This window comes from Streptomyces sp. NBC_01551, assembly GCF_026339935.1.
In the GTDB taxonomy this organism is placed as follows: domain Bacteria; phylum Actinomycetota; class Actinomycetes; order Streptomycetales; family Streptomycetaceae; genus Streptomyces.
In genome coordinates, this window is the sequence record NZ_JAPEPX010000001.1 from 1,253,394 (window position 1) to 1,275,172 (window position 21,779).

The 21,779-nt window shown below is 72.7% G+C and carries 24 protein-coding genes; 8 read left to right on the forward strand and 16 right to left on the reverse strand.

The genetic code is table 11. From position 1 onward, the window contains the following. Positions 1–69: 69 nt before the first annotated feature. Positions 70–1,704 carry a cation acetate symporter gene (locus OG982_RS05525; RefSeq protein WP_266789207.1) on the reverse strand — a complete coding sequence of 545 codons (1,635 nt, stop codon included), beginning with the start codon at positions 1,702–1,704 and terminating at the stop codon, positions 70–72. After that, a complete protein-coding gene (locus OG982_RS05530; RefSeq protein ID WP_266789206.1) occupies positions 1,701–2,066 on the reverse strand; it encodes a DUF485 domain-containing protein in 366 nt (121 codons plus the stop codon). The genes OG982_RS05525 and OG982_RS05530 overlap by 4 nt, the downstream gene beginning before the upstream one ends. 259 nt (positions 2,067–2,325) lie before the next feature. On the opposite strand from OG982_RS05530, the gene OG982_RS05535 reads away from it, so the two are divergent. Next, complete coding sequence (locus tag OG982_RS05535) at positions 2,326–3,870, forward strand: S8 family serine peptidase (RefSeq protein ID WP_266789204.1); 1,545 nt, start codon at positions 2,326–2,328, stop codon at positions 3,868–3,870. Between the two features lie 79 nt (positions 3,871–3,949). Here OG982_RS05535 and OG982_RS05540 read toward each other — a convergent pair whose 3' ends face one another. The 7 genes from OG982_RS05540 to OG982_RS05570 all read right to left on the reverse strand — a co-directional run bounded on the left by OG982_RS05540 (position 3,950) and on the right by OG982_RS05570 (position 11,148). After that, positions 3,950–4,993: a zinc-dependent alcohol dehydrogenase family protein gene (locus OG982_RS05540; protein ID WP_266789202.1), complete on the reverse strand. Its 1,044-nt coding sequence runs from the start codon at positions 4,991–4,993 to the stop codon at positions 3,950–3,952. Positions 4,994–5,043: 50 nt separating this feature from the next. After that, the gene (locus OG982_RS05545; protein WP_266792188.1) at positions 5,044–5,679 is read right to left on the reverse strand and encodes a lysoplasmalogenase; all 636 of its coding nucleotides are present in this window, start codon (positions 5,677–5,679) and stop codon (positions 5,044–5,046) included. 38 nt (positions 5,680–5,717) lie between these two features. Beyond that, entirely contained in the window at positions 5,718–6,755 is a 1,038-nt protein-coding gene (locus OG982_RS05550; RefSeq protein WP_266789200.1) for a sterol desaturase family protein, read from the reverse strand. Positions 6,756–6,938: 183 nt separating this feature from the next. Continuing rightward, complete coding sequence (locus OG982_RS05555; RefSeq protein WP_266789198.1) at positions 6,939–8,162, reverse strand: amidohydrolase family protein; 1,224 nt, start codon at positions 8,160–8,162, stop codon at positions 6,939–6,941. Beyond that, entirely contained in the window at positions 8,159–9,454 is a 1,296-nt protein-coding gene (locus OG982_RS05560; RefSeq protein ID WP_266789196.1) for an amidohydrolase family protein, read from the reverse strand. The genes OG982_RS05555 and OG982_RS05560 overlap by 4 nt, the downstream gene beginning before the upstream one ends. Positions 9,455–9,464: 10 nt before the next feature. Further along, positions 9,465–10,349 carry an SDR family NAD(P)-dependent oxidoreductase gene (locus tag OG982_RS05565; RefSeq protein ID WP_266789194.1) on the reverse strand — a complete coding sequence of 295 codons (885 nt, stop codon included), beginning with the start codon at positions 10,347–10,349 and terminating at the stop codon, positions 9,465–9,467. A gap of 1 nt (position 10,350) precedes the next feature. Next, complete coding sequence (locus OG982_RS05570) at positions 10,351–11,148, reverse strand: acetoacetate decarboxylase family protein (RefSeq protein WP_266789192.1); 798 nt, start codon at positions 11,146–11,148, stop codon at positions 10,351–10,353. A 113-nt stretch (positions 11,149–11,261) separates the two neighbouring features. Between OG982_RS05570 and OG982_RS05575 the strand changes: the two genes are divergently transcribed. The 6 genes from OG982_RS05575 to OG982_RS05600 all read left to right on the forward strand — a co-directional run bounded on the left by OG982_RS05575 (position 11,262) and on the right by OG982_RS05600 (position 16,788). After that, complete coding sequence (locus tag OG982_RS05575) at positions 11,262–11,933, forward strand: TetR/AcrR family transcriptional regulator (protein ID WP_266789190.1); 672 nt, start codon at positions 11,262–11,264, stop codon at positions 11,931–11,933. A 72-nt stretch (positions 11,934–12,005) separates the two neighbouring features. Continuing rightward, on the forward strand, positions 12,006–13,724 hold the full coding sequence (locus tag OG982_RS05580) for an MXAN_6230/SCO0854 family RING domain-containing protein (RefSeq protein WP_266789188.1): 1,719 nt from the start codon (positions 12,006–12,008) through the stop codon (positions 13,722–13,724). 99 nt (positions 13,725–13,823) lie between these two features. Further along, entirely contained in the window at positions 13,824–14,801 is a 978-nt protein-coding gene (locus OG982_RS05585) for a DEDDh family exonuclease (protein WP_266792186.1), read from the forward strand. A 63-nt stretch (positions 14,802–14,864) separates the two neighbouring features. Then, positions 14,865–15,098, forward strand: coding sequence for a hypothetical protein (locus tag OG982_RS05590; protein WP_075972011.1), 234 nt, complete (start codon positions 14,865–14,867; stop codon positions 15,096–15,098). 123 nt (positions 15,099–15,221) lie between these two features. Continuing rightward, positions 15,222–16,022, forward strand: coding sequence for an SURF1 family protein (locus OG982_RS05595; RefSeq protein ID WP_266789184.1), 801 nt, complete (start codon positions 15,222–15,224; stop codon positions 16,020–16,022). A gap of 10 nt (positions 16,023–16,032) precedes the next feature. Next, entirely contained in the window at positions 16,033–16,788 is a 756-nt protein-coding gene (locus tag OG982_RS05600; protein WP_266789183.1) for an SDR family oxidoreductase, read from the forward strand. A gap of 44 nt (positions 16,789–16,832) precedes the next feature. On the opposite strand, the gene amaP is transcribed toward OG982_RS05600, so the two are convergent. The 5 genes from amaP to OG982_RS05625 are packed head-to-tail and all read right to left on the reverse strand — an operon-like array spanning position 16,833 to position 19,073. Continuing rightward, the gene (gene amaP, locus OG982_RS05605; protein WP_266789181.1) at positions 16,833–17,390 is read right to left on the reverse strand and encodes an alkaline shock response membrane anchor protein AmaP; all 558 of its coding nucleotides are present in this window, start codon (positions 17,388–17,390) and stop codon (positions 16,833–16,835) included. A gap of 13 nt (positions 17,391–17,403) precedes the next feature. After that, on the reverse strand, positions 17,404–17,988 hold the full coding sequence (locus tag OG982_RS05610; RefSeq protein WP_266948004.1) for a DUF6286 domain-containing protein: 585 nt from the start codon (positions 17,986–17,988) through the stop codon (positions 17,404–17,406). Beyond that, entirely contained in the window at positions 17,985–18,356 is a 372-nt protein-coding gene (locus OG982_RS05615) for a hypothetical protein (RefSeq protein ID WP_266789177.1), read from the reverse strand. Before OG982_RS05615 ends, OG982_RS05610 begins: the two co-directional genes overlap by 4 nt. Before the next feature lie 7 nt (positions 18,357–18,363). After that, entirely contained in the window at positions 18,364–18,591 is a 228-nt protein-coding gene (locus OG982_RS05620; protein ID WP_266789175.1) for a hypothetical protein, read from the reverse strand. A 32-nt stretch (positions 18,592–18,623) separates the two neighbouring features. Further along, complete coding sequence (locus tag OG982_RS05625) at positions 18,624–19,073, reverse strand: Asp23/Gls24 family envelope stress response protein (protein ID WP_266789173.1); 450 nt, start codon at positions 19,071–19,073, stop codon at positions 18,624–18,626. Positions 19,074–19,302: 229 nt separating this feature from the next. On the opposite strand from OG982_RS05625, the gene OG982_RS05630 reads away from it, so the two are divergent. Further along, a complete protein-coding gene (locus OG982_RS05630; RefSeq protein WP_266789172.1) occupies positions 19,303–20,253 on the forward strand; it encodes a zinc-binding dehydrogenase in 951 nt (316 codons plus the stop codon). Positions 20,254–20,348: 95 nt separating this feature from the next. On the opposite strand, the gene OG982_RS05635 is transcribed toward OG982_RS05630, so the two are convergent. Together OG982_RS05635 and OG982_RS05640 are read right to left on the reverse strand one after the other, a co-directional pair. Then, positions 20,349–21,128 (reverse strand): enoyl-CoA hydratase/isomerase family protein, encoded by a 780-nt coding sequence (locus OG982_RS05635; RefSeq protein WP_266948005.1) that lies wholly within the window; start codon positions 21,126–21,128, stop codon positions 20,349–20,351. 219 nt (positions 21,129–21,347) lie between these two features. Beyond that, positions 21,348–21,569 (reverse strand): helix-turn-helix domain-containing protein, encoded by a 222-nt coding sequence (locus OG982_RS05640; RefSeq protein ID WP_008743254.1) that lies wholly within the window; start codon positions 21,567–21,569, stop codon positions 21,348–21,350. Positions 21,570–21,779 lie beyond the last annotated feature (210 nt).

Here is a 21,779-nt window from a genome sequence, read left to right on the forward strand (position 1 = left end):
GGCCGCGTCGTAGGGAAGTACGACGCGGCCACGCTGGGTGTTCGGTGGAACTCGGTGAGGCGCGGTCCGTCAGTGGGCGCCGGTTCCCGTGAGGGAGCGGACCTCCAGCTCCGCGAACTTCTCGGGGTCGGCCTTCTCCTTCGACAGGACGGTGCCCAGCCAGCCGAGGAGGAAGCCGAGCGGGATGGAGATGATCCCGGGGTTCTCCAGCGGGAACCAGTAGAAGTCGGCGTCCTTGAACATCGAGGTGGGCTTCCCGGAGACGACCGGGGAGAACAGCACCAGGACGACCGAGGAGACCAGGCCGCCGTAGATGGACCACAGGGCGCCCTGGGTGGTGAAGCGCTTCCAGAACAGGCTGTAGAGGATCGTCGGCAGGTTGGCGGAGGCGGCGACCGCGAAGGCGAGGGCGACGAGGCCTGCCACGTTCAGGTCGCGGGCGAGGGCCCCGAGGCCGATGGCGACGGCGCCGATGACCACGGTGGACCAGCGGGCGGCCCGGACCTCCTCCTTCTCGGTGGCCTGTCCCTTGCGGATCACGTTCACGTAGATGTCGTGCGCGAAGGAGGAGGACGAGGCCAGCGTCAGGCCCGCTACCACCGCGAGGATGGTGGCGAAGGCGACGGCGGAGATGACGGCGAGCAGGATCGCACCACCGGTGGAGTCGGCGCCGCCGCCGACGGCCTGGGCGAGCAGCGGGGCGGCGGTGTTGCCCGCCTTGTTGGACTTGATGATCTCGTCGCGGTTGAGCAGCGCCGCGGCGCCGAAGCCGAGGGCGATCGTCATCAGGTAGAAGCCGCCGATGATGCCGATGGCCCACAGGACGGACTTACGGGCGGCCTGCGCGGTGGGCACCGTGTAGAAGCGGATCAGGATGTGCGGCAGGCCGGCGGTGCCGAGGACCAGGGCGAGGCCGAGCGAGATGAAGTCGAGCTTGGTCGTGGGGTCCTTGCCGTACTTGAGACCGGGCTCCAGGAACTTGGTCCCCTGGCCGCTGTTCTCGGCTGCCTTGCCCAGCAGGTCGGAGACGTTGAAGTTGAACTTCACCAGCACCAGGAAGGTGATCAGCAGGGCGCCCGCGATGAGCAGGACGGCCTTGACCATCTGGACCCAGGTGGTGCCCTTCATGCCGCCGATGGTCACGTAGAGGATCATCAGAAGGCCGACCAGGGCGACGATGGCCACCTTGCCGCTGTCGCTGGTGATGCCGAGGAGCAGCGAGACGAGCACGCCGGCGCCGGCCATCTGGGCGAGCAGGTAGAAGATCGAGACCACGATGGTGGAGGTGCCCGCGGCGGTGCGGACGGGCCGCTGGCGCATCCGGTACGCGAGGACGTCGCCCATCGTGTAGCGGCCGGAGTTGCGCAGCGGCTCGGCCACGAGCAGCAGGGCGACCAGCCAGGCCACGAGGAAGCCGATGGAGTAGAGGAAGCCGTCGTACCCGAACAGGGCGATGGCTCCGGCGATGCCGAGGAAGGACGCGGCGGACATGTAGTCGCCGGAGATGGCGAGGCCGTTCTGGAAGCCGGTGAACTGGCGGCCGCCCGCGTAGAAGTCGGCGGCGCCCTTGGTCTGGCGGCCGGCCCAGACCGTGATGATCAGGGTGGCGACGACGAAGAGCCCGAACAGGGTGATGATCAGCGGCCGGTGCTCGGTGGCCCCGGCGGCCGTCGTGAAGTGCAGGGGGGTGAGGGAGGCGCTCATGCTCCGGCCTCCATGCGCTTCTTGATGGCCTCCGCCTTGGGGTCGAGCTTGGCGGCGGCGTGCCGCGCGTACAGCCAGGCGATCAGGAACGTCGTCGCGAACTGGGCGAGGCCGAGCGCGAGGGCGACGTTGATGTTGCCGAAGAGCTTGGTCCCCATGAAGTCGCCCGCGTAGCTGGACAGCAGGACGTAGAGCAGGTACCAGGCGATGAAGGCCACGGTGAGCGGGAAGGCGAACGAGCGGTGGGCGGTGCGCAGCCCGGCGAATTCGGCGCTCTGCTGGACGCTCACGAACTCTTCGGCCGCGGGGCTCGCCACGGATGTTCCCGCGCTGCCCGGAGGCGGCGCTGCTTCGGTGGTCACGGGGGGTTCTCCTTGTGACGCGGGTGCGGTGGGGACGACGGACAAAACAACCTCCGTGTGGGGGGCGGTGGTGCTGAGCCCCCCTGTCAACGGCACGGCCGGCGTGTCGGGATGGTTCAACACCCGCTGTTTCTTTGGAAACTGATTTCTCGAACTGATGGCGCGATCACGAACACGCGCACTAGGTTCACCTGTCATGAACCCGTTCATCGCGGACCGCGCTGGACGGCTTTTTCACGACGGATGATGTGGAGAACCCATGGCTCATCTGGGATCCGGCCGCCGGCGAGTGATCGCTGTTCCGGTCGGCCTGGCGCTCACCGCCTCCCTCGCCCTCCTTCCCTCGGTCGCGGCCTCGGCCGCCCCGCTGGGCAACACGGCGGACACCGCGAAGGTCTCCAAGCCCGACACGTCGGGCCCGAAGCTCTCGTACGTGGCGAACCTGACCGCGTACGGGACGGTGAAGCAGGCGAAGAAGGCCATCGAGCGTGCCGGCGGAACGGTGGTGACGTCCTATGAGCAGATCGGGGTCGTCGTCGCACATTCCCAGAACCCGGAGTTCGCCAAGCAGCTGCGGGGCCAGCGCAGCTTGTTCGTGTCGGTCGGTGCCACCCGGACGGCCCCGCTCTCGCCGGTGGCGACCACCGAGGAGGGCACGACGCAGAAGCTGAGCGCGGCCGACGCCGCCAAGGCTGCGGCGCGGGCCACCGCGGGCGAGGAGCCGCTGGAGCCCAACCAGTGGGACCTGCGGGCGATCAAGGCCGACCAGGCTCACAAGATCAACGATGGCAGCCGGGACGTCACGGTGGGCGTCATCGACACGGGCGTGGACGACACCCACCCCGATCTCGCGCCGAACTTCTCCGCGGGCCAGTCCGCCAACTGCGTCGGCGGTGTCGCGGACACCTCCGAGGGCGCCTGGCGCCCGTACGCCGACGGCAGCGACCACGGCACGCACGTGGCCGGCACCATCGCCGCCGCGCGCAACGGCATCGGCGTCAGCGGTGTCGCGCCGGGCGTGAAGGTCGCCGCGATCAAGGTGAGTGAGCCCGCGACCAGCCTCTTCTACACCGAGGCGGTCGTCTGCGGCTTCATGTTCGCCGCCGAGAAGGGGATCGAGGTGACCAACAACAGCTACTTCGTCGACCCGTGGAACTACACGTGCAAGAACGACGACGACCAGAAGGCGCTGGTGGAGTCCCTCGCCCGGGCGACGAAGTACGCCGAGCGCAAGGGCGTCCTCAGCGTGGCCTCGGCCGGCAACTCGAACCACGACCTGGCGTCGAGCGCGATCGAGGACACCACCAGCCCCAACGACACCACCCCGGTGCCGCGCACCATCGACCCCAAGGTCTGCCTGGACCTGCCGACCCAGCTGCCGGGCGTGGTCACGGTCAGCGCGACCGGTGACCAGGGCTTCAAGTCGTACTACTCCAGCTACGGCCTGGGCGTCGTCGACGTCGCGGCCCCCGGCGGCGACAAGTACCAGGTCCCGGGCACCCCTGACGCGAACGGCCGCGTGCTGTCCACCGTCCCGGGCGGCGGCTACGGCTACAAGCAGGGCACCTCGATGGCCGGCCCGCACGTCGCCGGCGTCGCGGCGCTGCTCAAGAGCGCGCACCCGCACGCCACGCCGTCGCAGCTCCAGGCGATGCTGAAGGCCCAGGCCACGAAGGTGGCGTGCCCCGACAAGATCTACGACGGCGCGGGCGCGCTGATCGACGCCACCACCTGCAACAGCAAGTGGGGCCAGACCGGCTACTACGGCTACGGCGTGGTCGACGCGCTGAAGGCCGTGAAGTAACCGGGGCACCGGACGGAACGCACCGAGGGGCCGCGGGGATGTCTCCCGCGGCCCCTCGGCCGGTGTCCAGGGCTCGCGGTCAGGGCTTGATGAGCACCTTCAGCGCGCTGCGGTCGTCCATGGCCCGGTAGCCCTCGGGGACCTCGTCCAGGGACACCGCGCGGTCGAACACCGGCGCCGGGTCGATCGCGCCGCTCAGCACGTCTTCCAGCAGCTCCGGGATGTACGCGCGGACCGGGGCGACGCCACCGCGCAGGGTGATGTTGCGGTCGAACATCACCCCGAGGTCGAGGCCGGTGCCGCTGCCGTGCGGGACGCCGACGTAGCCGATGGCGCCGCCGTCGCGGGTGATGTTCACGGCGGTCCGCATGGACTGCTCGGTGCCGACGGCCTCGATGACCGCGTGGGCTCCCTGGCCGCCGGTCAGCTCGCGGACGGCCGCCTCGGCGGCCTCGCCGCGCTCGGCGACGACGTCGGTGGCGCCGAAGAGCTTCGCGATGTCGGTGCGGACGGTGTGCCGGCCCAGGGCGATGATCCGATCGGCGCCCAGCCGCTTGGCGGCGAGGACGCCGCACAGGCCGACCGCGCCGTCGCCGACGACCGCGACGGTGGAGCCCTGGCGGACCCCCGCGCCCAGCGCCGCGTGGTGGCCGGTGCCCATCACGTCGGAGAGGGCGAGCAGGCCGGTCAGCAGGTGCTCGTCGGAGGCCGCGTCGGCGGGCAGCTTCACGAGGGTGCCGTCGGCGTGCGGGACCCGGACGGCCTCGCCCTGGCCGCCGTCGTGGCCGACCGAGCCCCAGAAGCCGCCGTGCACGCAGGAGGTGTACAGACCCTCGGAGCAGTAGTCGCAGGTGCCGTCGGACCACATGAACGGGGCGACGACGAGGTCACCGGCGCGCAGGCCCGAGACCGCGGAGCCGGTCTCCTCGACTATGCCGAGGAACTCGTGCCCGATCCGCTGGCCGGGCTGACGCGCGGCCTCGCCGCGGTAGGCCCACAGATCGCTGCCGCAGATGCAGGCGCGCAGGACGCGGACGACGGCGTCCTCGGGGCGCTGGATCGCAGCGTCGGGCACCTCCTCCACGCGGATGTCGTGCGGGGCGTGGATGACGGTGGCGCGCATGGTGGTGCAGTCCTCCGGCTCGGGGATGACGGGGTCTTTTTGGGACCCGCCTACCGTACGCCTGTCCGACGGGCGGGCGTACCGGTGGCCAGCAGGTACTGGGCCGCCAGGTAGGTGGCCATGATCCACAGGTCGGGGCGGGGCAGCTGCGGCCACTCGGCGACCCCGGACGCGATGAGCGTGTCGGAGAGCAGGAACAGCGCGCCGCCGATGCCGGCCCGTGCGCCGAGGGCGCTGGAGCGGTAGGCCATGGCGGTGAGCAGCAGGCTGTAGCCGGCGACGGGGATGCGCAGGTCGGCGGGCAGGTCGCCCCAGAGCAGGCCGATGGTGGCGAGCAGCGCGACGGCGTACGCGGCTCCGAGCAGCGGGTTCGTGGCGCGCCGGCCGAAGAGCACGAGGTAGCAGACGTGCCCGGCGGCGAAGGAGCCCATGCCGACGAGGAAGGCGGGCTCGGCGTCGAAGAGCAGGGCCAGGTCGCCGCCCCACCCGAACAGCAGGGCGGCGATCAGCAGGCGGGGCGCTCGGCGGGTGATCACGTAGGCGACGAGCAGCGGCATCAGCAGCGGCTTGGCGAGGACGTGCCCGAGGTGCCAGTCGGCCAGCAGCGAGCCGAGGTCGACGGCGGTCGCGGCGGCGAAGGCGCCGAGCAGGGCCCGGGCGCCGACGGCGTCGGCGGCGGAGACCACGGGGCGGGCCCAGGAGGGCGTACGGGACTCGGTGGCGCTCACGCGGCGTGCTCCGCGGCCTTCGCGCCGGCCTGCGTGCCGGTGTCCGCGGCGGTCTTCGCGGCGGCGTCGACAGCGGTCTTCGCGTCGGCGTTCACGTCGGTGTCCGCGGCGGCGTTCGCAGCGGTGGCCGCAGCGGTGGCCGCAGCGGTGTCCGCGTCGGCGTTCGCGTCGGCGTCGACAGCTGGGGCCGCCGCCGGGGCCGCCTTCGCCGGCTGCCAGCCGGGGCCGCGGAAGACGCGTCCGGCGCGCTCGCTCCAGCTGTCGGCGGCCCGGACGTCGCGGGCGATGGCGGCGTACTCGTGGGTGGCCACGCGCAGCGGGTTGTGGGTGGCGATGTTCTTCGTGAGCCCGTAGACGGGCTTGTCGGTCTCCCCCACCCAGGAACCGAACATCCGGTCCCAGACGATCAGGATGCCGCCGAAGTTGCGGTCCAGGTAGCCGCCCTGGGAGGCGTGGTGGACGCGGTGGTGGGAGGGCGTGTTGAAGACGTACTCGTAGGGCCGCGGCAGCTTGCCGATGCGCTCGGTGTGGACCCAGAACTGGTACAGGAGGTTGAGGCCGTAGCAGAACGGGATCGCGGCGGGGTGCACGCCGAGGGCGACCATCGGCAGGTAGAACCACCAGGTGGTGGCGCTGGTCCAGGGCTGGCGCAGGGCGGTGGTGAGGTTGAACCGCTTGCTGCTGTGGTGCACCACGTGGCAGGCCCACAGGATGCGGATGACGTGGTGGAGCCGGTGCTGCCAGTAGTAGAGGAAGTCCTGGACGAGCAGCATCAGCAGGGCGGTCCACCACAGGAACGGCACGCGCAGCGGGGTCAGTTCGTAGACCGCCGTGAAGACCGCGACGACCGGGAGCTTCCAGAGCAGGTCGAAGCCGATGCTGCCGAGACCCATGGTGACGCTCGTGACCGCGTCCTTGGTGTCGTAGCCGGCGGCGTCCTCGTCGGGATGGAGCCGGTAGCTCACCACCTCGATGACGGTGAGCAGCACGAAGGCAGGTATGGACCACAGCACGACATCGGGCAGGTTCGGCATGCCCGCACCATAGAGGCGCCCTCCGGGGCGCCGCTAGGGGTTGTTACCGATCGGTATCCATCGATGTTACCGACGGTTCGCCCGAGGCCCCCGCGGCGGGCCCGGACGGGGAAACGCGCCCGCCGGGACGGCCCGGGCTCAGCGGTACCCGGGCCGTCCCGGCGGAGTCAGCCGCTCACCCCGTCACCAGACGCGGACCGAGCCGCCGCGCGCGAAGGCCGGGCTGGTGGCCTGCGGCGGGACCTCCGTCAGCGGGGCGGCGATCTCCGAGACGAGCGGGCCGTGCTTCGCGGCGACCGCGTCCAGCAGCGACAGGTCGAATCCGTAGACGCGGGCCGCGTTGCCGCCGGCCATCGCCGCGACCTCGGCCCGCGGCAGGCCGGCGTACGCGACGCGCAGGCCCTCGCGGGAGAACGGGGTGGTGCCCTCGTCGTGGGGGTAGTCGCTGCCCCACATGATCTTGTCGAGGCCGATCCGCTCCCGCAGCGGGACCTCGTGCGGGCGCATGAAGCTGGCTCCCACGAAGCAGTTGTCCCGCCAGACCTCGCTCGGCCCCTTGCCCATGGACTCCGCCAGGCCCGCCCCGAACTTGGCCTCCGCCGTGGCCGACCCCGCGACCAGCCGGCCGTGGTAGTAGTCCAGCATGTCGAGCACGCCCGGGATCCAGCCGGAGCCCTGCTCGGTCAGCACCAGCTTCAGGCCGGGGTGGCGGCGGAAGGCGCCGCCGAAGACGAGGTGCCACAGGGCCCGGTGCGAGAACCAGGTCGTCTCGACCATGAAGACGGCCCGCGCGGCCGGTTCGTCGCCGAGCGGCGGGGACGCCGAGCCGCCGTGGTGGTTGACCGGCACGTCCAGCTCGTCGCACACCGCCCAGATCGGGTCGTACGCGGCCGAGTACAGCTCGGGGACGCTCGACCCGGGCGGGACGCCCGGCAGCAGGATGCCGCCCGTCAGGCCGGCCTCCCGCGTGCGGCGGATCTCCTTCACCGCCGCTTCCACGTCGTTGAGCAGGATCTGGACCACGCCCGCCCGGCGGCCCGGCGCCTGCGCGCAGAAGTCCGCCAGCCAGCGGTTGTGCGCCTGGAGCCCGGCCCATCGCATCTCGTACTCCGCGGCCGTCGGCGGCTGCGCCATCAGGGAGGCCTTGGGGAAGAACGGCGGGATGGTGTTGGGGAAGAGCACCTCGGCGACGATGCCGTCCGCCTCCAGCTCCGCCAGCCGGCGCCGGGAGTTCCAGTTTCGGTCCGCCGTGTCCGCGAGGAGGTCCTCGTACGGGTTGACGTACGTGGCGGCCCAGGCGTCGAACGCGTCGTGGTACCGCTTCTCCAGGTACGGCTTGTAGTCCAGCAGGTCCGCGCCCGCGTGGCAGTCCGCCGAGATGACCGTGTAGCGGTCGTCGCCCGTCACCGCGACACCCCCAGGACCGGGAAGTCGTGCTCGGTCAGCCAGTGCCGGCCCACCTCGCGCGAGCGCGCCCAGGACGCCTCCACCCCGGCCTGGTCGGCCGGCTGTCCGAGCTCGGCGGGCGTCGGGCCGATCCGGCGGGCGATCGGGGCCAGCTTCGCGGTGTCGAAGCCGAAGACCTCCGCCGCCGCCAGGCCCAGCATCCGCCGGGTCTCCGCGACCGGGATGTCGTGGAAGGTGTTGCGCAGCCAGTTGCGGGTGTCGGGCCAGGTCCCCTCGGGGTGCGGGAAGTCCGAGCCCCACAGGATGTTGTCGACGCCGATCTCGTAGCGCTGTGCCAGCTCCCGCCGTTTGGTGTTCGTCGCGCAGACGAACACCTGGCGGTCCAGGTACTCACTCGGCGGGCGCTTCAGCTCCGCGAACGGGGACAGCTTCTTGCCGCCGTGCGCGCCCAGGTAGAGCCGGTCCATGAACCACAGCTGGTTCGGCAGCCACCAGCAGCCCGACTCGGCGACGCCGAACTTCAGGCCGGGGTGGCGCTCGAAGACCCCGGACCAGAGCAGGAACCACAGCGGGCGGGCCGGCCACCACGTGACCTCGGAGACGTAGATGCCGAGGTGGTCCCCGTACTCGTGGCGCGGGGCGGCGCCCGAGTGCGTGACGATCGGCATCGCCGTCTCGGCGGCCGCCGCCCACACGGGGTCGTAGCGGCGGTCGTGGTAGGGCGCCCGGTCCACCCACATCGAGGGGATCATCAGCGCGCCGAGCCCGGACTCCTTGGCCCGGTAGACCTCGGCGACCACCTTCGAGGGCTCGCCCGTGATCGGCAGCAGGGCGACCCCGCAGTGGCGTTCGGGGTTCTCGCCGACGAACTCGGCCAGCCAGCGGTTGTGCGCCTGCGCGCCCGCCATGCCGAGCTCGGGGTCCTGGTCGCCGGAGAGGCCGAGGCCCACCCCGAAGGGGGCGGCGGTCTGGCTGTCGACGGCGTCCGCGTCGGGGAAGACGACCTCGGCCGCCACTCCGTCGCCGTCGAGTTCCTTGAGCCGCTGCCCGGTGTCCCAGCCGCCCTTGAGGCCCTCCTCGTGGTCGTGGAACCACTTCTGGGCGAAGGCCTCGTTGCGGACGCCGAGGCGGGTGGCCTCCTCGCGGCGGGCGTCGCGCTGGCCGAGGAACTCGTCGAACTGGGGGTGGAAGCGGGAGTCGAGGTAGGGGCGGTACCGCTCGGTGGGCAGTCCCGCGTGGCAGTCGGAGGAGATGATCAAGTACGGGTCTTCGTACGCACTGCTGTCGTTCAACGGTCGCTCCTCAGTCGAGGATGAAGCTCTCCAGGTAGGCGGGGTTGGCGCGGTCGAGCATCGACCGCGACCGGGCGCGGATCTGCCGGTCGCTGTGCTCGCTCGCCGGCAGCATCCAGAAGCGGTCGGCGCGGATGCCGTCGACCACGTGCTCGGCGACCTCCTCGACCGGGGTGAAGTCCACCGCGTGGCCGGCCTCGCGCATCGCGGCCTCGTACTGGTCGAGGCTGCGGTACGGGGTCTTGCGCGGCCGCTCCTTCGCGTACCGCTCGGGCCGGTTGCGGTGCGACTCCCACAGCCCGGTGCGCAGCATGTGCGGGCCGGGGAACAGGACGGAGGCGCCGACGGCCGCGCCCTCCGCCTTGAGGTGCGCGTACAGGGACTCGGTCATGGTGACCACGGCCGCCTTGGTGACGGCGTAGACCGAGGCGGTGGGCAGCGGGGCGATGCCGCCGTCGCCGGAGGAGGTGTTGACGACATGGCCGGGGCCGCCGCCCGCGATCATGCGCGGGACGAAGGCCTGGATGCCGTGGAAGACGCCCCAGACGTTGACGGAGAAGGCCCATTTCCAGTCGTTGGGCTCGTGCTCCCACATCCGCCCCTCGGCGCCGGAGCCGACGCCCGCGTTGTTGCAGAGCACGTGGACGGCGCCGAAGGCCTCGTACGCGGCGTCCGCGAGGGCGATGACCGAGTCGCGGTCGCTGACGTCGACGCGCCGGGCGAGCACCTGGGCGCCGTCGGCGGTCAGCTCGTCGGCCGCCTTGCGCAGGGCGCCCTCCTCGACGTCGGCGAGGACCACCTTCAGCCCCTCGGCGGCGAAGCGGCGGGCCATGGCGAGGCCGATGCCGCTCGCGGCTCCGGTGACGACGGCCACCTGTCCGGGTTCGAGCCGCATCTCAGACGCTCCCCTCGGGCGGGCCGTCCAGGATCTGGAGCGGGTCGTCGTAGCGCTGGTGGATGTACGGGAGCAGGGCCTGGGCGCTGACCCGTTCGGCGACCTTCCCCTTCTGGTCGGTGGTCTTCTCGCCGATGGTGATCTCCACGATCCGGCGTACGGGGAGGTCGGCGACGGGGTCGAACATCGACTCGCGCAGCACGACGTCACCGGTGATGTGCTCCAGCTTGCGGACCTTCTCGTTGCGGGTGACGTGCACGAGCACCGGATCGGCGTCGAAACCCGAACTGTCCACCGCCGGAAGGAACTTGAAGTAGAAGTCGGTCTTGGCGGCGGGCTCGGGCAGTGGCAGCGCGCGGTCCACCGCGCCCCGCACCTCCACGAAGGCGATCCCGTGCCGGGCGAGCGCGGCCCGCACGACGAGCCCCTCGCGCTCCACGGTGACCTCGCCCAGCTTCTTCGGCTCGCCGAAGACCTCGCGGCCGCCGATCAGGGCGCGCTCGTGGGTCATCGGCATCACCAGCGGGTACCAGCCCTCGACCCCGCCGTGCCGGGCGGCGACCGCCACCGAGCCGGCGCCGAGCGGGTAGCCGGGCAGGTCGACCTTGCTGATGTTGGCCCGCACGAGGGGCCGTTCGGCGGGCTTGAGCGGCGGCGGCAGGACCGCCGCGATCACGTCCGGATCGCTCTCCCAGACGGCCACCACTCCGGTGGACCAGATGTCGGGGAGCTTGGCGCTCTTCTCGCGCGACGCCGCGATCTCGGCCTCGGTCCGCGCTCCGTACCGTACGCGTGCCATGTCTCGCACCACCTCTCGGTTCGGTTCTGTAACACAGTTACACCGCCACCGATGAAGGGTAAAGACCCCTGCACGGACCAGAACTGACGATCCGACAGATTGGCGGCCCGGCCATGGCCAGAACCACGCTCACCCGTGACGAGGTACTGGCGGCGGCCGCCTCCCTGGTCAAGCAGCACGGCCCGGCCGCCCTCACGATGCGGGGGCTCGCCGCCGAGCTGGGTACCGCCGTCACCTCCATCTACTGGCACGTCGGCAACCGCGAGTCGCTGCTGGACGCCCTGGTCGAGCGGACCGTTCAGGACATGGGCGCGATCCGGCCGGCCGGCCGCACCCCCGCCGAGCGGATCGTGTCCGTGGCCCGGATCCTGCGCCGGGAACTGCGCGAGCGGCCGCACCTGATCGCGATGGTCCACGAACGCGGGCTCACCGAGCGGATGTTCCTGCCCGCCCAGCAGGCCTTGGTCCACGAGGTGCACGCCGCCGGGCTGCGCGGGGCCCGGGCGGCCGACGCGGTGCGCGCGGTCCAGTTCCAGATCGTCGGGTTCCTGCTCGTGGAGCGCAACCGTGAGCGCTCCCCGGCCCAGTCCCCCGCCGAGGGCGACCTCTGGGACCCTCCCCCCGGCTCCGCCGGGGGCACCCCCGCCGCAGCCCCCGACGACCCGGAACTGGCCCGCGCCCTGGCCCGCCCGGCGGATCCGGAACGGCTGTTCCTGCTGTCCGTACGGGCCCTCGTACAGACCCTGCTGACCCGTGGCGCGGCTTCCCCGCCGGTCTCCCGGTAATCGGTTGGGGCCCCCGGGCCCGTGGTTGTATCTGCCGCGCGGGGGCGGCTCCGCGACGTGCTTCCTTCTCGCGTGCGCTCCCTGCCGCGGCCGCTGCGGCGCGAGCTGCTCGCCGTACTGGACGCGCTGGATCCGGCGCTGCTCGTGGAGGACGTGCTGCGCCACGGCGACCCGTGGAAGCGCGCCGCCGAGATCCTGCACCCCTTCGAGCGCTACGAGCGCCATCCGCGAGCCGCTCTCGCCTTCGCCGTGCTGCGCGAGAGCGACACCTCCGGTCCCGGGCTCGGCGCCGCGCTGCGGGCGACCGCCGCCGCGTACCCGCAGGCGGTGCGGGTCGACGGCGTGCGGCTGCGGGCGGCCACCTGGACCGGGCGCGCCGAGGAGGCGCTGCGCGGCCAGGACCCCGACCGGGCCCTGGCCGTCCTCGCCGAGCGGCCCGGCGAACTCGTACGGCGCCTCGACCACCTGCTGCGGCTGTACGCGGCCGACGCGTTGCCCCCGCAGGTGGCGGAGGTACTGGCCGAGCGGCTCGCGAAGGCCGGCCCCGGCCCGGTGCTGTCCGCGCTCGGGCGGCTGCGGATCCGCCATCTGGCCGGCACCCGGCGGGTGTTCTTCCCGCGCGGCCAGGTCGCGCACTCGTACACCCGGGACGAGGACCGGGCCCCGCTCGCCGAGGCGGTGACCCGCTCGGTGTGCGAGCTGTTCGAGCGCGAGGTGCTGCGCCGGCTGGCCGCGGCCGAGCCGTACGAGGTGGCCGTCCTCGACTCCCGCCTCGCCCACCTCCATGTGCCCTCCGCCGAACGGGCCGCGGCCAAGGCGCTGGTCACCGTACCCAAGGGCAGCTTCCAGGCACTGCCCGAGGGCGAGGTGCCGCGGATGTTCCTGCACTGGATGCAGCCGCCGAAGAAGCGGGTGGACCTCGACCTGTCGGTGGTGCTGTTCGACGCCGACTGGAACTACGCGGGTCTGTGCGACTTCACGAACCTGGTGTACCGCGACCGGGCCGTCGTCCACTCCGGGGACCTCACCTGCGCCCCCGCGCCCCACGGGGCGAGCGAGTACGTGGACATCGACCTGGACCGGCTCGCGGACACCGGCGTGCGCTTCGCCATGCCCGTGGTCTTCAGCTACAACAACATCCCGTTCGAGCTGCTGCCCGACGCCTTCGCCGGGTTCATGGCCCTGCCCCGCCGCTCCGGGCGCACCTCCCGCTACGACCCGCGGACCGTACGGCAGCGCTACGACCTGGTCGGGAACTCGCGGATCCACGTACCGCTCCTCGTCGACCTGGAGCGGCGCGGGTTCCTGTGGACCGACGTGCACCTGCCGGACGACGAGGGCTACCACAGCGTGTGGGCGCACCAGGAGGACCTGGCCCGCATCGGGCGCGACCTGTTCCAGTACTTCTCGACGGGCCGCACCACCCTGTGGGAGCTGGCGGCCTGGCACGCCGCCGCGCGCTGCCCCGAGGTGGCGGTGCTGCGCCGCACCCCGCGACCGAGCGACCCGGACGAGCTCTGGACGTTCCGGCGGGGGCCGGACGAGGACACCGCGGCCTTCGCCGCCCGGCTCGTCGGGCTGCGCGATCCGGACGGTCTGCGGCCCTCGGCGGACGTCGACGCCCTCGCGGGCGCCGCGGCCTCGGGGCGGTCGGCGTTCCTCGCGCTGGTGGAGGGCGACGTCGCGCCGGCCGGGTCGAGCGGGTCCGTATACCGGTTGCTGCCGGGGCCCGTTGACGGCTGCGGGCTCGAACAGCTCGCGGCGGGCGACCTCGTCGCGGCACTGGGGTGAGCGGCGGGAGTGGCCGGCGCAGGACGGCCCGCGGGCGCTCGGCGGACGGCCGGTGAAAGCCCATCGGGCTCCGGGTGTCAGTCCGTGCCGATATCCTCTGTGACCATGCTCGACGACCGTACGACCGCAGAGACGATCTGGCCGACCGCGTATCCCCAGGGGTACGCGGTCGTCGACGTGGAGACCACCGGGCTCGCGCGCGACGACCGGATAGTCTCCGCCGCCGTCTACCGGCTCGACGCCCAGGGCAACGTGGAGGACCACTGGTACACGCTGGTCAATCCGCAGCGGGATCCGGGCCCGGTGTGGATCCACGGGCTGACGAGCACGATGCTCGCCGACGCACCGCTCTTCAAGGACATCGCCGAGGAGTTCGCGGGGCGGCTCGCGGACCGGGTGCTGGTCGCGCACAACGCCATCTTCGACTGGCAGATGATCGCCCGGGAGTACGCCCGCGCCGAGGAGACCGCGCCGGTCCGTCAGCGGCTGTGCACCATCGCCCTGTCGAAGGAACTGAACCTTCCGCTGCCCAACCACAAGCTGGAGTCGCTCGCCGCGCACTTCGGCGTGGTCCAGCAGCGCGCCCACCACGCGCTCGACGATGCCCGCGTGCTGGCGGAGGCGTTCCGTCCGTCACTGCACGCCGCCGCGCGGGACGGCGTACGGCTGCCCCTGCTGGAGTGCCGTCCGCTGACGGAGTGGTCGGATTCCCCGGTCACCCCGCGGGTGGGGTACCAGAGCTCGTACCAGGGCGGCAGCTGGCGGCCCTCGCGCAAGCGGCCGGCCTGCCCGCACCCGAACCCGGGGCGCTACGAGGACGGCAAGCCGCTGAAGCAGGGCATGCGGATCGCCTTCTCGGGTGACACCTCGGTGGAGCGGGAACTGCTGGAGGACCGCGCGATCGAGGCCGGGCTGCACGTCGCGACGAGCGTGTCGCGGCTCACCAGCCTGCTGGTGACGAACGACCCCGACTCGGCGACGTCGAAGACGGTGAAGGCGAAGTCCTTCGGAACGCCGGTCGTCGACGAGGCGGCCTTCACCCAGCTGCTGCGGGACGTGGCTGCGGCAGACGAGTGAGCGACGGGCGACTCGCCCGGCGACCGCTTGGGCGGCCGCGCGTCGGGTCCCACCCTGTGGCGCATGGCACGTTGTGAGGTCTGCGGAAACGATTACGGCATGTCCTTCGAGGTGCACGCGCAGGGCGCCGTGCACGTCTTCGACTGCTTCTCCTGCGCCATTCACCGCATGGCGCCCATCTGCGAGCACTGCCGGGTCCAGATCATCGGGCAGGGCGTCGAGGTCGAGGGCCAGTGGTTCTGCGGCGGGCACTGCGCCCGCGCGGAGGGGAAGGTGGGCATCGTCGACCACGTCTGATCACCCGCCCCCTCCCCGCTCCCCCGCCCTCTCCCCTTGGCCCTCCCCCCTCTCTCCGTCCCTCCGGCCCCGGACGGCCACCCGGCCGCCGGGGCCTTCGCGGCTGGGGGTACCGTCGTGGGCGTGTACCGCTTTGTGCTGACCCGGCAGTGGGTGTGCCTCACTCTCGTCACCCTCGCCCTCATCCCCGCGATGATCAAGCTGGGGTTCTGGCAGTTCCACCGGCATGAGCACCGGGTCGCGCAGAACGAGCTGATCGCGCGGAACCTGAGCGCGAAGCCGGTGCCGATGACGGACGTCACCTCCCCCGGGCACGTCGTCCCGCGCGCCGACTACTGGCGGGCGGTCACCGCCAGCGGTACGTACGACTCCGCGCACGAGGTCGTCGTACGGATGCGCACCGACAACGACGACAAGGTCGGCTTCCACGTCCTGACCCCGTTGGTGCTGGCCGACGGCCGGGTGGTGCTGGTCAACCGCGGCTGGGTGGCGGGCGGCGACGACCCGCGCGCGTATCCGCCGGTGCCGGCCGCGCCGTCGGGCGAGGTGACGGTCACCGGGCGACTGAAGGCCGACGAGACGAGCGGCGGCAGCGGGATCAAGGACCGCAAGGGTCTGCCGGACCGCCAGGTGATGCTGATCAACAGCGGGCAGCAGGCGGAGTACCTGGGCAAGCCGGTGCTCGGCGGCTATCTGGAACTCACCGCCCCGGTGCCGCCGGACGGCAGCCCCGAGGCGGTCGCCGACCCCGACCACGACTCGATCGGCCCGCACATGGCGTACGCCGTGCAGTGGTGGCTGTTCGCCGCGGCGGTGCCGGTGGGGTGGGTGATCCTGGTGCGACGCGAGAAGCGCGACCGCGAGGCCGCGGCGGCGGCCGGCGAGGCCGGATCCGTTGAACGGGAGCCGGCTCCGACGGCGTAGCGTGTCGGGCATGGATCTTGGACTGAAAGACCGTGTGTACGTCGTCACCGGAGCCACCCGGGGCCTGGGTTACGCCTCCGCGCGCGAGCTGACGGCCGACGGCGCGAAGGTCGTCGTGACGGGGCGGGACGCGGCGCGGGCGGCGCGGGCGGCGGCCTCGCTCGGCCCGAACGCGGTGGGCGTGGCGGCGGACAACGCCGATCCGGCGGGCCCGGACAGGCTCGTCTCGACGGCGAGGGAACGCTTCGGGCGCTTCGACGGCATCCTGATCAGCGTCGGCGGCCCGGCGCCGGGCACGGCGGCCGACAACACGGACGAACAGTGGACGGCCGCGTTCGAGTCGGTCTTCCTGGGCGCGGTCCGGCTGGCGCGGGCGGCCGCCACCGAGCTGGGCGAGGGCGGGGTCATCGGCTTCGTCCTGTCGGGCTCGGTGCACGAGCCGATCCCGGGCCTGACCATCTCCAACGGCCTCCGCCCGGGCCTGGCGGGCTTCGCGAAGTCCCTCTCGGTCGAGCTCGGCCCGCGCGGCATCCGCGTCATCGGCCTCCTCCCGTCCCGCATCGACACCGACCGGGTGCGCGAGCTCGACACCCTGTCCGGGGACGCGGATGCCGCGCGGGCGGCGAACGAGTCCCGCATCCCGCTGCGGCGGTACGGCACCCCGGAGGAGTTCGGCCGCACGGCGGCGTTCCTGCTCTCCCCGGCGGCGTCCTACCTCACGGGCCTGATGCTCCCCGTCGACGGCGGCGCCCGCCACGGCTTCTGACCCGGCTCCCCCTCCACCTGGCCCCGCCCCGCGGTGAGGGCGGGTCAGGTGACGCGGGCGGCGCGGTGGGAGGTCACGCGGAGGCGGGCCTCCGTGGGAAGGGCCGCCAAGCCCGTCGAGGTGCGGGCGTGGGCCAGGACCGGGCCGGCCAGCGCGGCCAGCGCATCGGCGGGGACCGCGTGCGGTTCCAGCTCCAGCGCGACCCGCAGGGTCGGGGAACCCCGCCGCCCCCGCAGGGCGACCCGGCACGAGGCGACGCCGTCCACCGCCCCCGCCTCCGCCGCGACCGCGGCTTCCAGCGCCCGCCCCCGCAGCGACGCGAACGCCCCGTCACCCGTGTCCACGACCACCGCCGCCAGCCGCGAGCGCCGCAGCTGCGCCAGCAGCCACCACAGCGCCAGCACCACGCACACCACCAGCCCCGCCAGCAGCGCCCACCACCACCAGCCGTCGGCGTGCCAGTACCGCCGCCTCGCCTCCGCCGTCAGCAGCGGCGCGTGCCGCCCGCCCAGCGGCCGGGAGCCCGTCAGCGTCGCGACGCCGGCCGCGAGCAGCAGCACCCCGAAGATCCCGAGCAGGATCCGGTTCACCACCCCGAGCATCGTGTGGCCCCTTTCACCGGCGGACCCGCACCCGCGGCGGCGCCGCGTGCGCGAGGCCCAGTTCCTCGACGCCGACGGCGAGCACCGCGTCCAGGTCGGCCCGTACGTCGTCCAGTTCCCGGAAGTGCGAAGTGGCCCGGACCCTGATGCGCCGACGGCCCACCTTGACCCGAGCCGACCGCACCCCGGAGACCTCCATCGCCCGGTCCCGCAGCACCAGCGCGGCGTCCTTGCGGCCGAGGCCGGCGCGTACCCCGGGCTCCGGCGTCCGCATCGGCAGGATCCCCCGCAGCCCCGGCGCCACCGCCAGCACCAGCAGGACCGCCCCCACCAGCGCCAGCACCCCGGCGCCGATCAGGACGCCCGGGTCCGCCGGAGTGTGCCGCTCCAGCTGGTGCGCCAGCTCCCGGCGCCAGCCCATCCCGGGCCGGTGCGCCCGTACCGCCGCCAGGTCGTACAGGAACAACCCGGCCACCCCGAGCACCACGAGCGCGGTGAGCGCGGCAGGCACCCGCCGGGCCGACCGGAACCGGTGCGGGGACGGGGAGCGGGCCGAGGACGGGGAGGGGGCCGACGGGGACTCCGTCGGCGCCGTCACCGCAGCCCCCGGTCCCGCCCGGCGGCCGGCCGGGTGTGCGCGGAGTGCAGGTGCTCGATGTCGATGTCCACCTCGGGCACCGTCATGCCGGCGCACTGCTCGACCCGGTCGGCGACCTGGCGCCGTACGGCCGCGCACTGGGCGGCGAGGTCGGAGGGGTAGTCGAGCTCCAGGCTCATCCGTACCCGTGCGATGTCATGGTGCACCGTGACGGTGGCGTGCGGCGGGGCGCCCTCCCCCGTCGAGGAACCGGCGAGTGCCTCGCGGGCCGCCTGCGCGGCGATCTTCGCCACGACCCGGTCGGCGATCCGCGTCGCCCCGCGCTCGCCGGGCGGCACGCGGGGCGGCGTGGCGCGTGGGGTGCTCATCGGCGCCTCACCTCAGCCTGTCGCCGCGCTCGCCCCGGTCACCCCGGTCACCGCGGTCACCACGGCCGCGCGGACGGAACAGATCACCGGGTTCCAGGTCCCCGTCGAGGAACCGGCCGCCGATGAAGCCGATGGCGCCGAGCGCCGCCACCAGCAGAAAGGCCCCGAACCCGCCGAAGTACCCGGCGAACCCCAGTGCCATGCCGGCCAACAGGCCGACGACCGCCATGCTCATGCGGGCTCCTCCGACTCCTCTTGCCCTCGTGGCTACTGGAGCCGGGACTCCGGCTCGTCTTCCGCCTCGTCGGGCAGCTTGACGTCGCTGACCGCGATGTTGACCTCGACGACCTCCAGGCTCGTCATCCGCTCGACCGCCGAGATGACGTTCTCACGGACCGCCCGGGCCACGTCGCGGATCGACACTCCGTAGTCGACGACGATCTCCAGGTCGAGGGCGGTCTGGACCTCGCCGACCTCGGCCTTGACCCCACGGGTGACAGAGGATTTCGCCCCTCCGGGCACCCGGTCGCGGACGGCGCCGAAGGTACGGGAGAGGCCGCTGCCGCTGCCCATGGCGTGGACGCCGACCACCTCGCGGGCGGCGAGTCCGGCGATTTTCTCGACCACGCCGTCGGAGATGGAGGTGCGCCCGCGGTCGGCGGGTGCCTTGAGGTCCTTGGCGGGCTTGGCTGCGCCGCCGGATACGGATTCGGTCATCGCCTGTCCCTTCGCGCGGATGGGCTCCTTGACCACGGTAAGCGCCCGGCGCTTCCGGCGCGTCGGGGACTACGCCGGTCGGCCCGGCCAATCCGGTCGCGCCGCGCTCTTGACCTCAACCACGGTCGAGGTCGGAGAGTGGCTACGTGATCAAGGCCGCGGGGCCTTGGCGCCGGTACGGGTAACAAGCCGGTACGAGTAACAGTACGAGCGCGAGACGGGGGAAGCCATGCGGGCGATACGGGTGGACGGGTACGGCGGTCCGGAGGTCCTGGCCGCGGTGGAGCTGGCGGATCCGGTCCCGGGGCCGGGCGAGGTGGTGCTCCGGGCCGAGGCCGTGGACACGATCTACGTGGAGACCCAGATCCGCGGCGGCTGGGGCGAAGCGTTCGGGATCGCACCGCCGTACGTGCCGGGCGGCGCCGCCGCGGGCACCGTCGTCGCGGTGGGCGAGGGCGTGGACCCGGACTGGCTGGGCCGGCGGGCGGTGGCCGGGCCGGGCACGAAGGGGACGTACGCGGAACTCGTGCGGGCGCCGCTGGAGCTGCTGGTCCCGGTACCGGACGGGCTCGGCCTGTGGGAGGCGGCGGCGCTGGCGCACGACGGGGTGACGGGGACGGGCATCACCGAGGCGGCGGGGATCAAGCCGGGCGAGCGCGTACTCATCCTGGGCGCGGCGGGCGGCATGGGCACGTTGCTGGTGCAGCTCGCGGTGGCGGCGGGCGCGGTGGTGGTGGGCGCGGCGCGGGGTGAGCGGAAGCTGGCGCTGGTCCGGGAACTGGGCGCGGAGCCGGTGGACTACACGGAAGCCGGCTGGACCGAACGGGTCGGCGGGCCGGTGGACGTCCTGCTGGACGGGGTCGGGGGCGAGCTGGGCCTGGCGGCGTTCGCGCTGGTCCGCGACGGGGGCCGGGTCTCGGCGCACGGCGCGCCGAGCGGCGGGTTCACGGAGCTGGACCTCGCGGAGGCCGAGCGGCGGGACATCGCGGTGCGGGGGATCGCGGACGTGCAGTTTCCGCCGGAGGAGATCGTCCGACTGGCCGGATCCGCCTTCGCGGAAGCCGCGGCGGGCCGCCTGCGGCCGGTCATCGCCCGCACCTTCCCGCTCGCGGACGCGGCCGAGGCCCACCGCGCGATGGAAGCCCGCACCATCCCGGGCAAGGCGCTCCTGATCCCGTAACGCGAGGGGCGCCCCTCCCGCGACAGGGCGGAAACGGCCCCCCCTCCCCCGGGACGGGGGTCCGGGGGGAGGCGGCCGGAAGCCGGGGGCCAATGTCAGTCCGAGAGGCCCGCCAGGTCGCGCAGGCGACGCGCCTGGGCCGCGCGTTCGGCGGCGCGCTGGGCGTCGTACAGGCGCGACGGCGCGTCGCGGAGCAGCGCCTTGGTCTCGATCACCGCGTCGCGCGGCGGAGCCACCAGCGCCGTGGTGAGGTCCGCCACCGCCGCGTCGAGTTCCGCCGCCGGGACGACCAGGTTGGCGAGGCCGATCCGCTCGGCCTCCTCGGCGTGCACGAAACGGCCCGTCGCACAGATCTCCAGCGCGCGGGCGTAGCCCACCAGCGAGGTGAGCGGCTGGGTGCCCGCCAGGTCCGGGACCAGGCCCAGGCTGGTCTCGCGCATGGCGAACTGCACGTCCTCCGCGACGACGCGCAGGTCGCACGCGAGCGCGAGCTGGAAGCCGGCGCCGATCGCATGCCCCTGCACGGCGGCGACGGAGATGATGTCATTGCGCCGCCACCAGGTGAACGCCTCCTGGTACTCGGCGATGGTGGAGTCGAGCAGCTCGTCGGAACCATGCGCGAGCTCGATGAAGGACGGCTCGCCCTCGAAGCCCTCGGGCGTGAACGCCTGCCGGTCGAGGCCCGCGGAGAAGGACATGCCTTCGGCGCGCAGCACGACGACCCGGACCGTTCCCGGCAACGACCGTCCGGCCTCCGCCAACGCCCGCCAGAGCGCGGGGGATTGAGCGTTTCGCTTGGCCGGATTGGTCAGTGTCACCGTGGCGACCGTGTCATCGACGGTGAGTCGTACGCCGTCCTTGTCGAGCAGAGCCATCTCTACGCCTCCGGTGTGCGGTCGGCCGCGGACACGGCCTAAGTGACTGCACAGTAACCACCCGGTCGGCCACGGAGCCGACCGGGGGTCACCGAAGGAACGCGTTGACGCCTGGATAACGAGCGTGGAGCCATAGCTGTAGCTGGAGCTGGTGCCTTGAGTCGGCCTGGGCGGACCTCGGCCCGGCCCCGACCCCTGGCCTGACGGCCAGGGCCTGGGTCAGAGCGAAGCCGCCTTCTTGCCGCGCGTCGCGCCACCGCGGCCGCGCAACACGACTCCGGACTCGCTGAGCATCCGGTGGACGAATCCATAGGACCGGCCGGTCTCTTCGGCCAGCGCCCGGATACTCGCACCGGAGTCGTACTTCTTCTTCAGGTCTGCCGCGAGCTTGTCGCGCGCGGCGCCGGTTACCCGGCTGCCCTTCTTCAGAGTCTCGGCCACCCGTGCCTCCTCATGGGAAGTGCGCTCTGGACTTCTCATGATCACCCCTCCCCGGCTTCCTGGCCACCCATTCAGCAAGGTCGGTACGGCGGCAATTCACGGGGAGTGGACACACGAGCAGAACGGAATCTCCTCTTCCGCCGCATGACTTCCGTCACACTTCCGCGACCTCGCGGGGAATCACCAGGTCAGGGGCTGGACGCCGGAAAA

Excerpts from the sequence above, each read along its gene's own strand:
- OG982_RS05525 (WP_266789207.1), bottom strand. The coding sequence starts at position 1,704 with ATGAGCGCCTCCCTCACCCCCCTGCACTTCACGACGGCCGCCGGGGCC.
- OG982_RS05535 (WP_266789204.1), top strand. The coding sequence starts at position 2,326 with ATGGCTCATCTGGGATCCGGCCGCCGGCGAGTGATCGCTGTTCCGGTC.
- OG982_RS05540 (WP_266789202.1), bottom strand. The coding sequence starts at position 4,993 with ATGCGCGCCACCGTCATCCACGCCCCGCACGACATCCGCGTGGAGGAG.
- OG982_RS05550 (WP_266789200.1), bottom strand. The coding sequence starts at position 6,755 with ATGCCGAACCTGCCCGATGTCGTGCTGTGGTCCATACCTGCCTTCGTG.
- OG982_RS05565 (WP_266789194.1), bottom strand. The coding sequence starts at position 10,349 with ATGCGGCTCGAACCCGGACAGGTGGCCGTCGTCACCGGAGCCGCGAGC.
- OG982_RS05570 (WP_266789192.1), bottom strand. The coding sequence starts at position 11,148 with ATGGCACGCGTACGGTACGGAGCGCGGACCGAGGCCGAGATCGCGGCG.
- OG982_RS05575 (WP_266789190.1), top strand. The coding sequence starts at position 11,262 with ATGGCCAGAACCACGCTCACCCGTGACGAGGTACTGGCGGCGGCCGCC.
- OG982_RS05590 (WP_075972011.1), top strand. The coding sequence starts at position 14,865 with ATGGCACGTTGTGAGGTCTGCGGAAACGATTACGGCATGTCCTTCGAG.
- OG982_RS05600 (WP_266789183.1), top strand. The coding sequence starts at position 16,033 with ATGGATCTTGGACTGAAAGACCGTGTGTACGTCGTCACCGGAGCCACC.
- amaP (WP_266789181.1), bottom strand. The coding sequence starts at position 17,390 with ATGCTCGGGGTGGTGAACCGGATCCTGCTCGGGATCTTCGGGGTGCTG.
- OG982_RS05615 (WP_266789177.1), bottom strand. The coding sequence starts at position 18,356 with ATGAGCACCCCACGCGCCACGCCGCCCCGCGTGCCGCCCGGCGAGCGC.
- OG982_RS05620 (WP_266789175.1), bottom strand. The coding sequence starts at position 18,591 with ATGAGCATGGCGGTCGTCGGCCTGTTGGCCGGCATGGCACTGGGGTTC.
- OG982_RS05625 (WP_266789173.1), bottom strand. The coding sequence starts at position 19,073 with ATGACCGAATCCGTATCCGGCGGCGCAGCCAAGCCCGCCAAGGACCTC.
- OG982_RS05630 (WP_266789172.1), top strand. The coding sequence starts at position 19,303 with ATGCGGGCGATACGGGTGGACGGGTACGGCGGTCCGGAGGTCCTGGCC.
- OG982_RS05635 (WP_266948005.1), bottom strand. The coding sequence starts at position 21,128 with ATGGCTCTGCTCGACAAGGACGGCGTACGACTCACCGTCGATGACACG.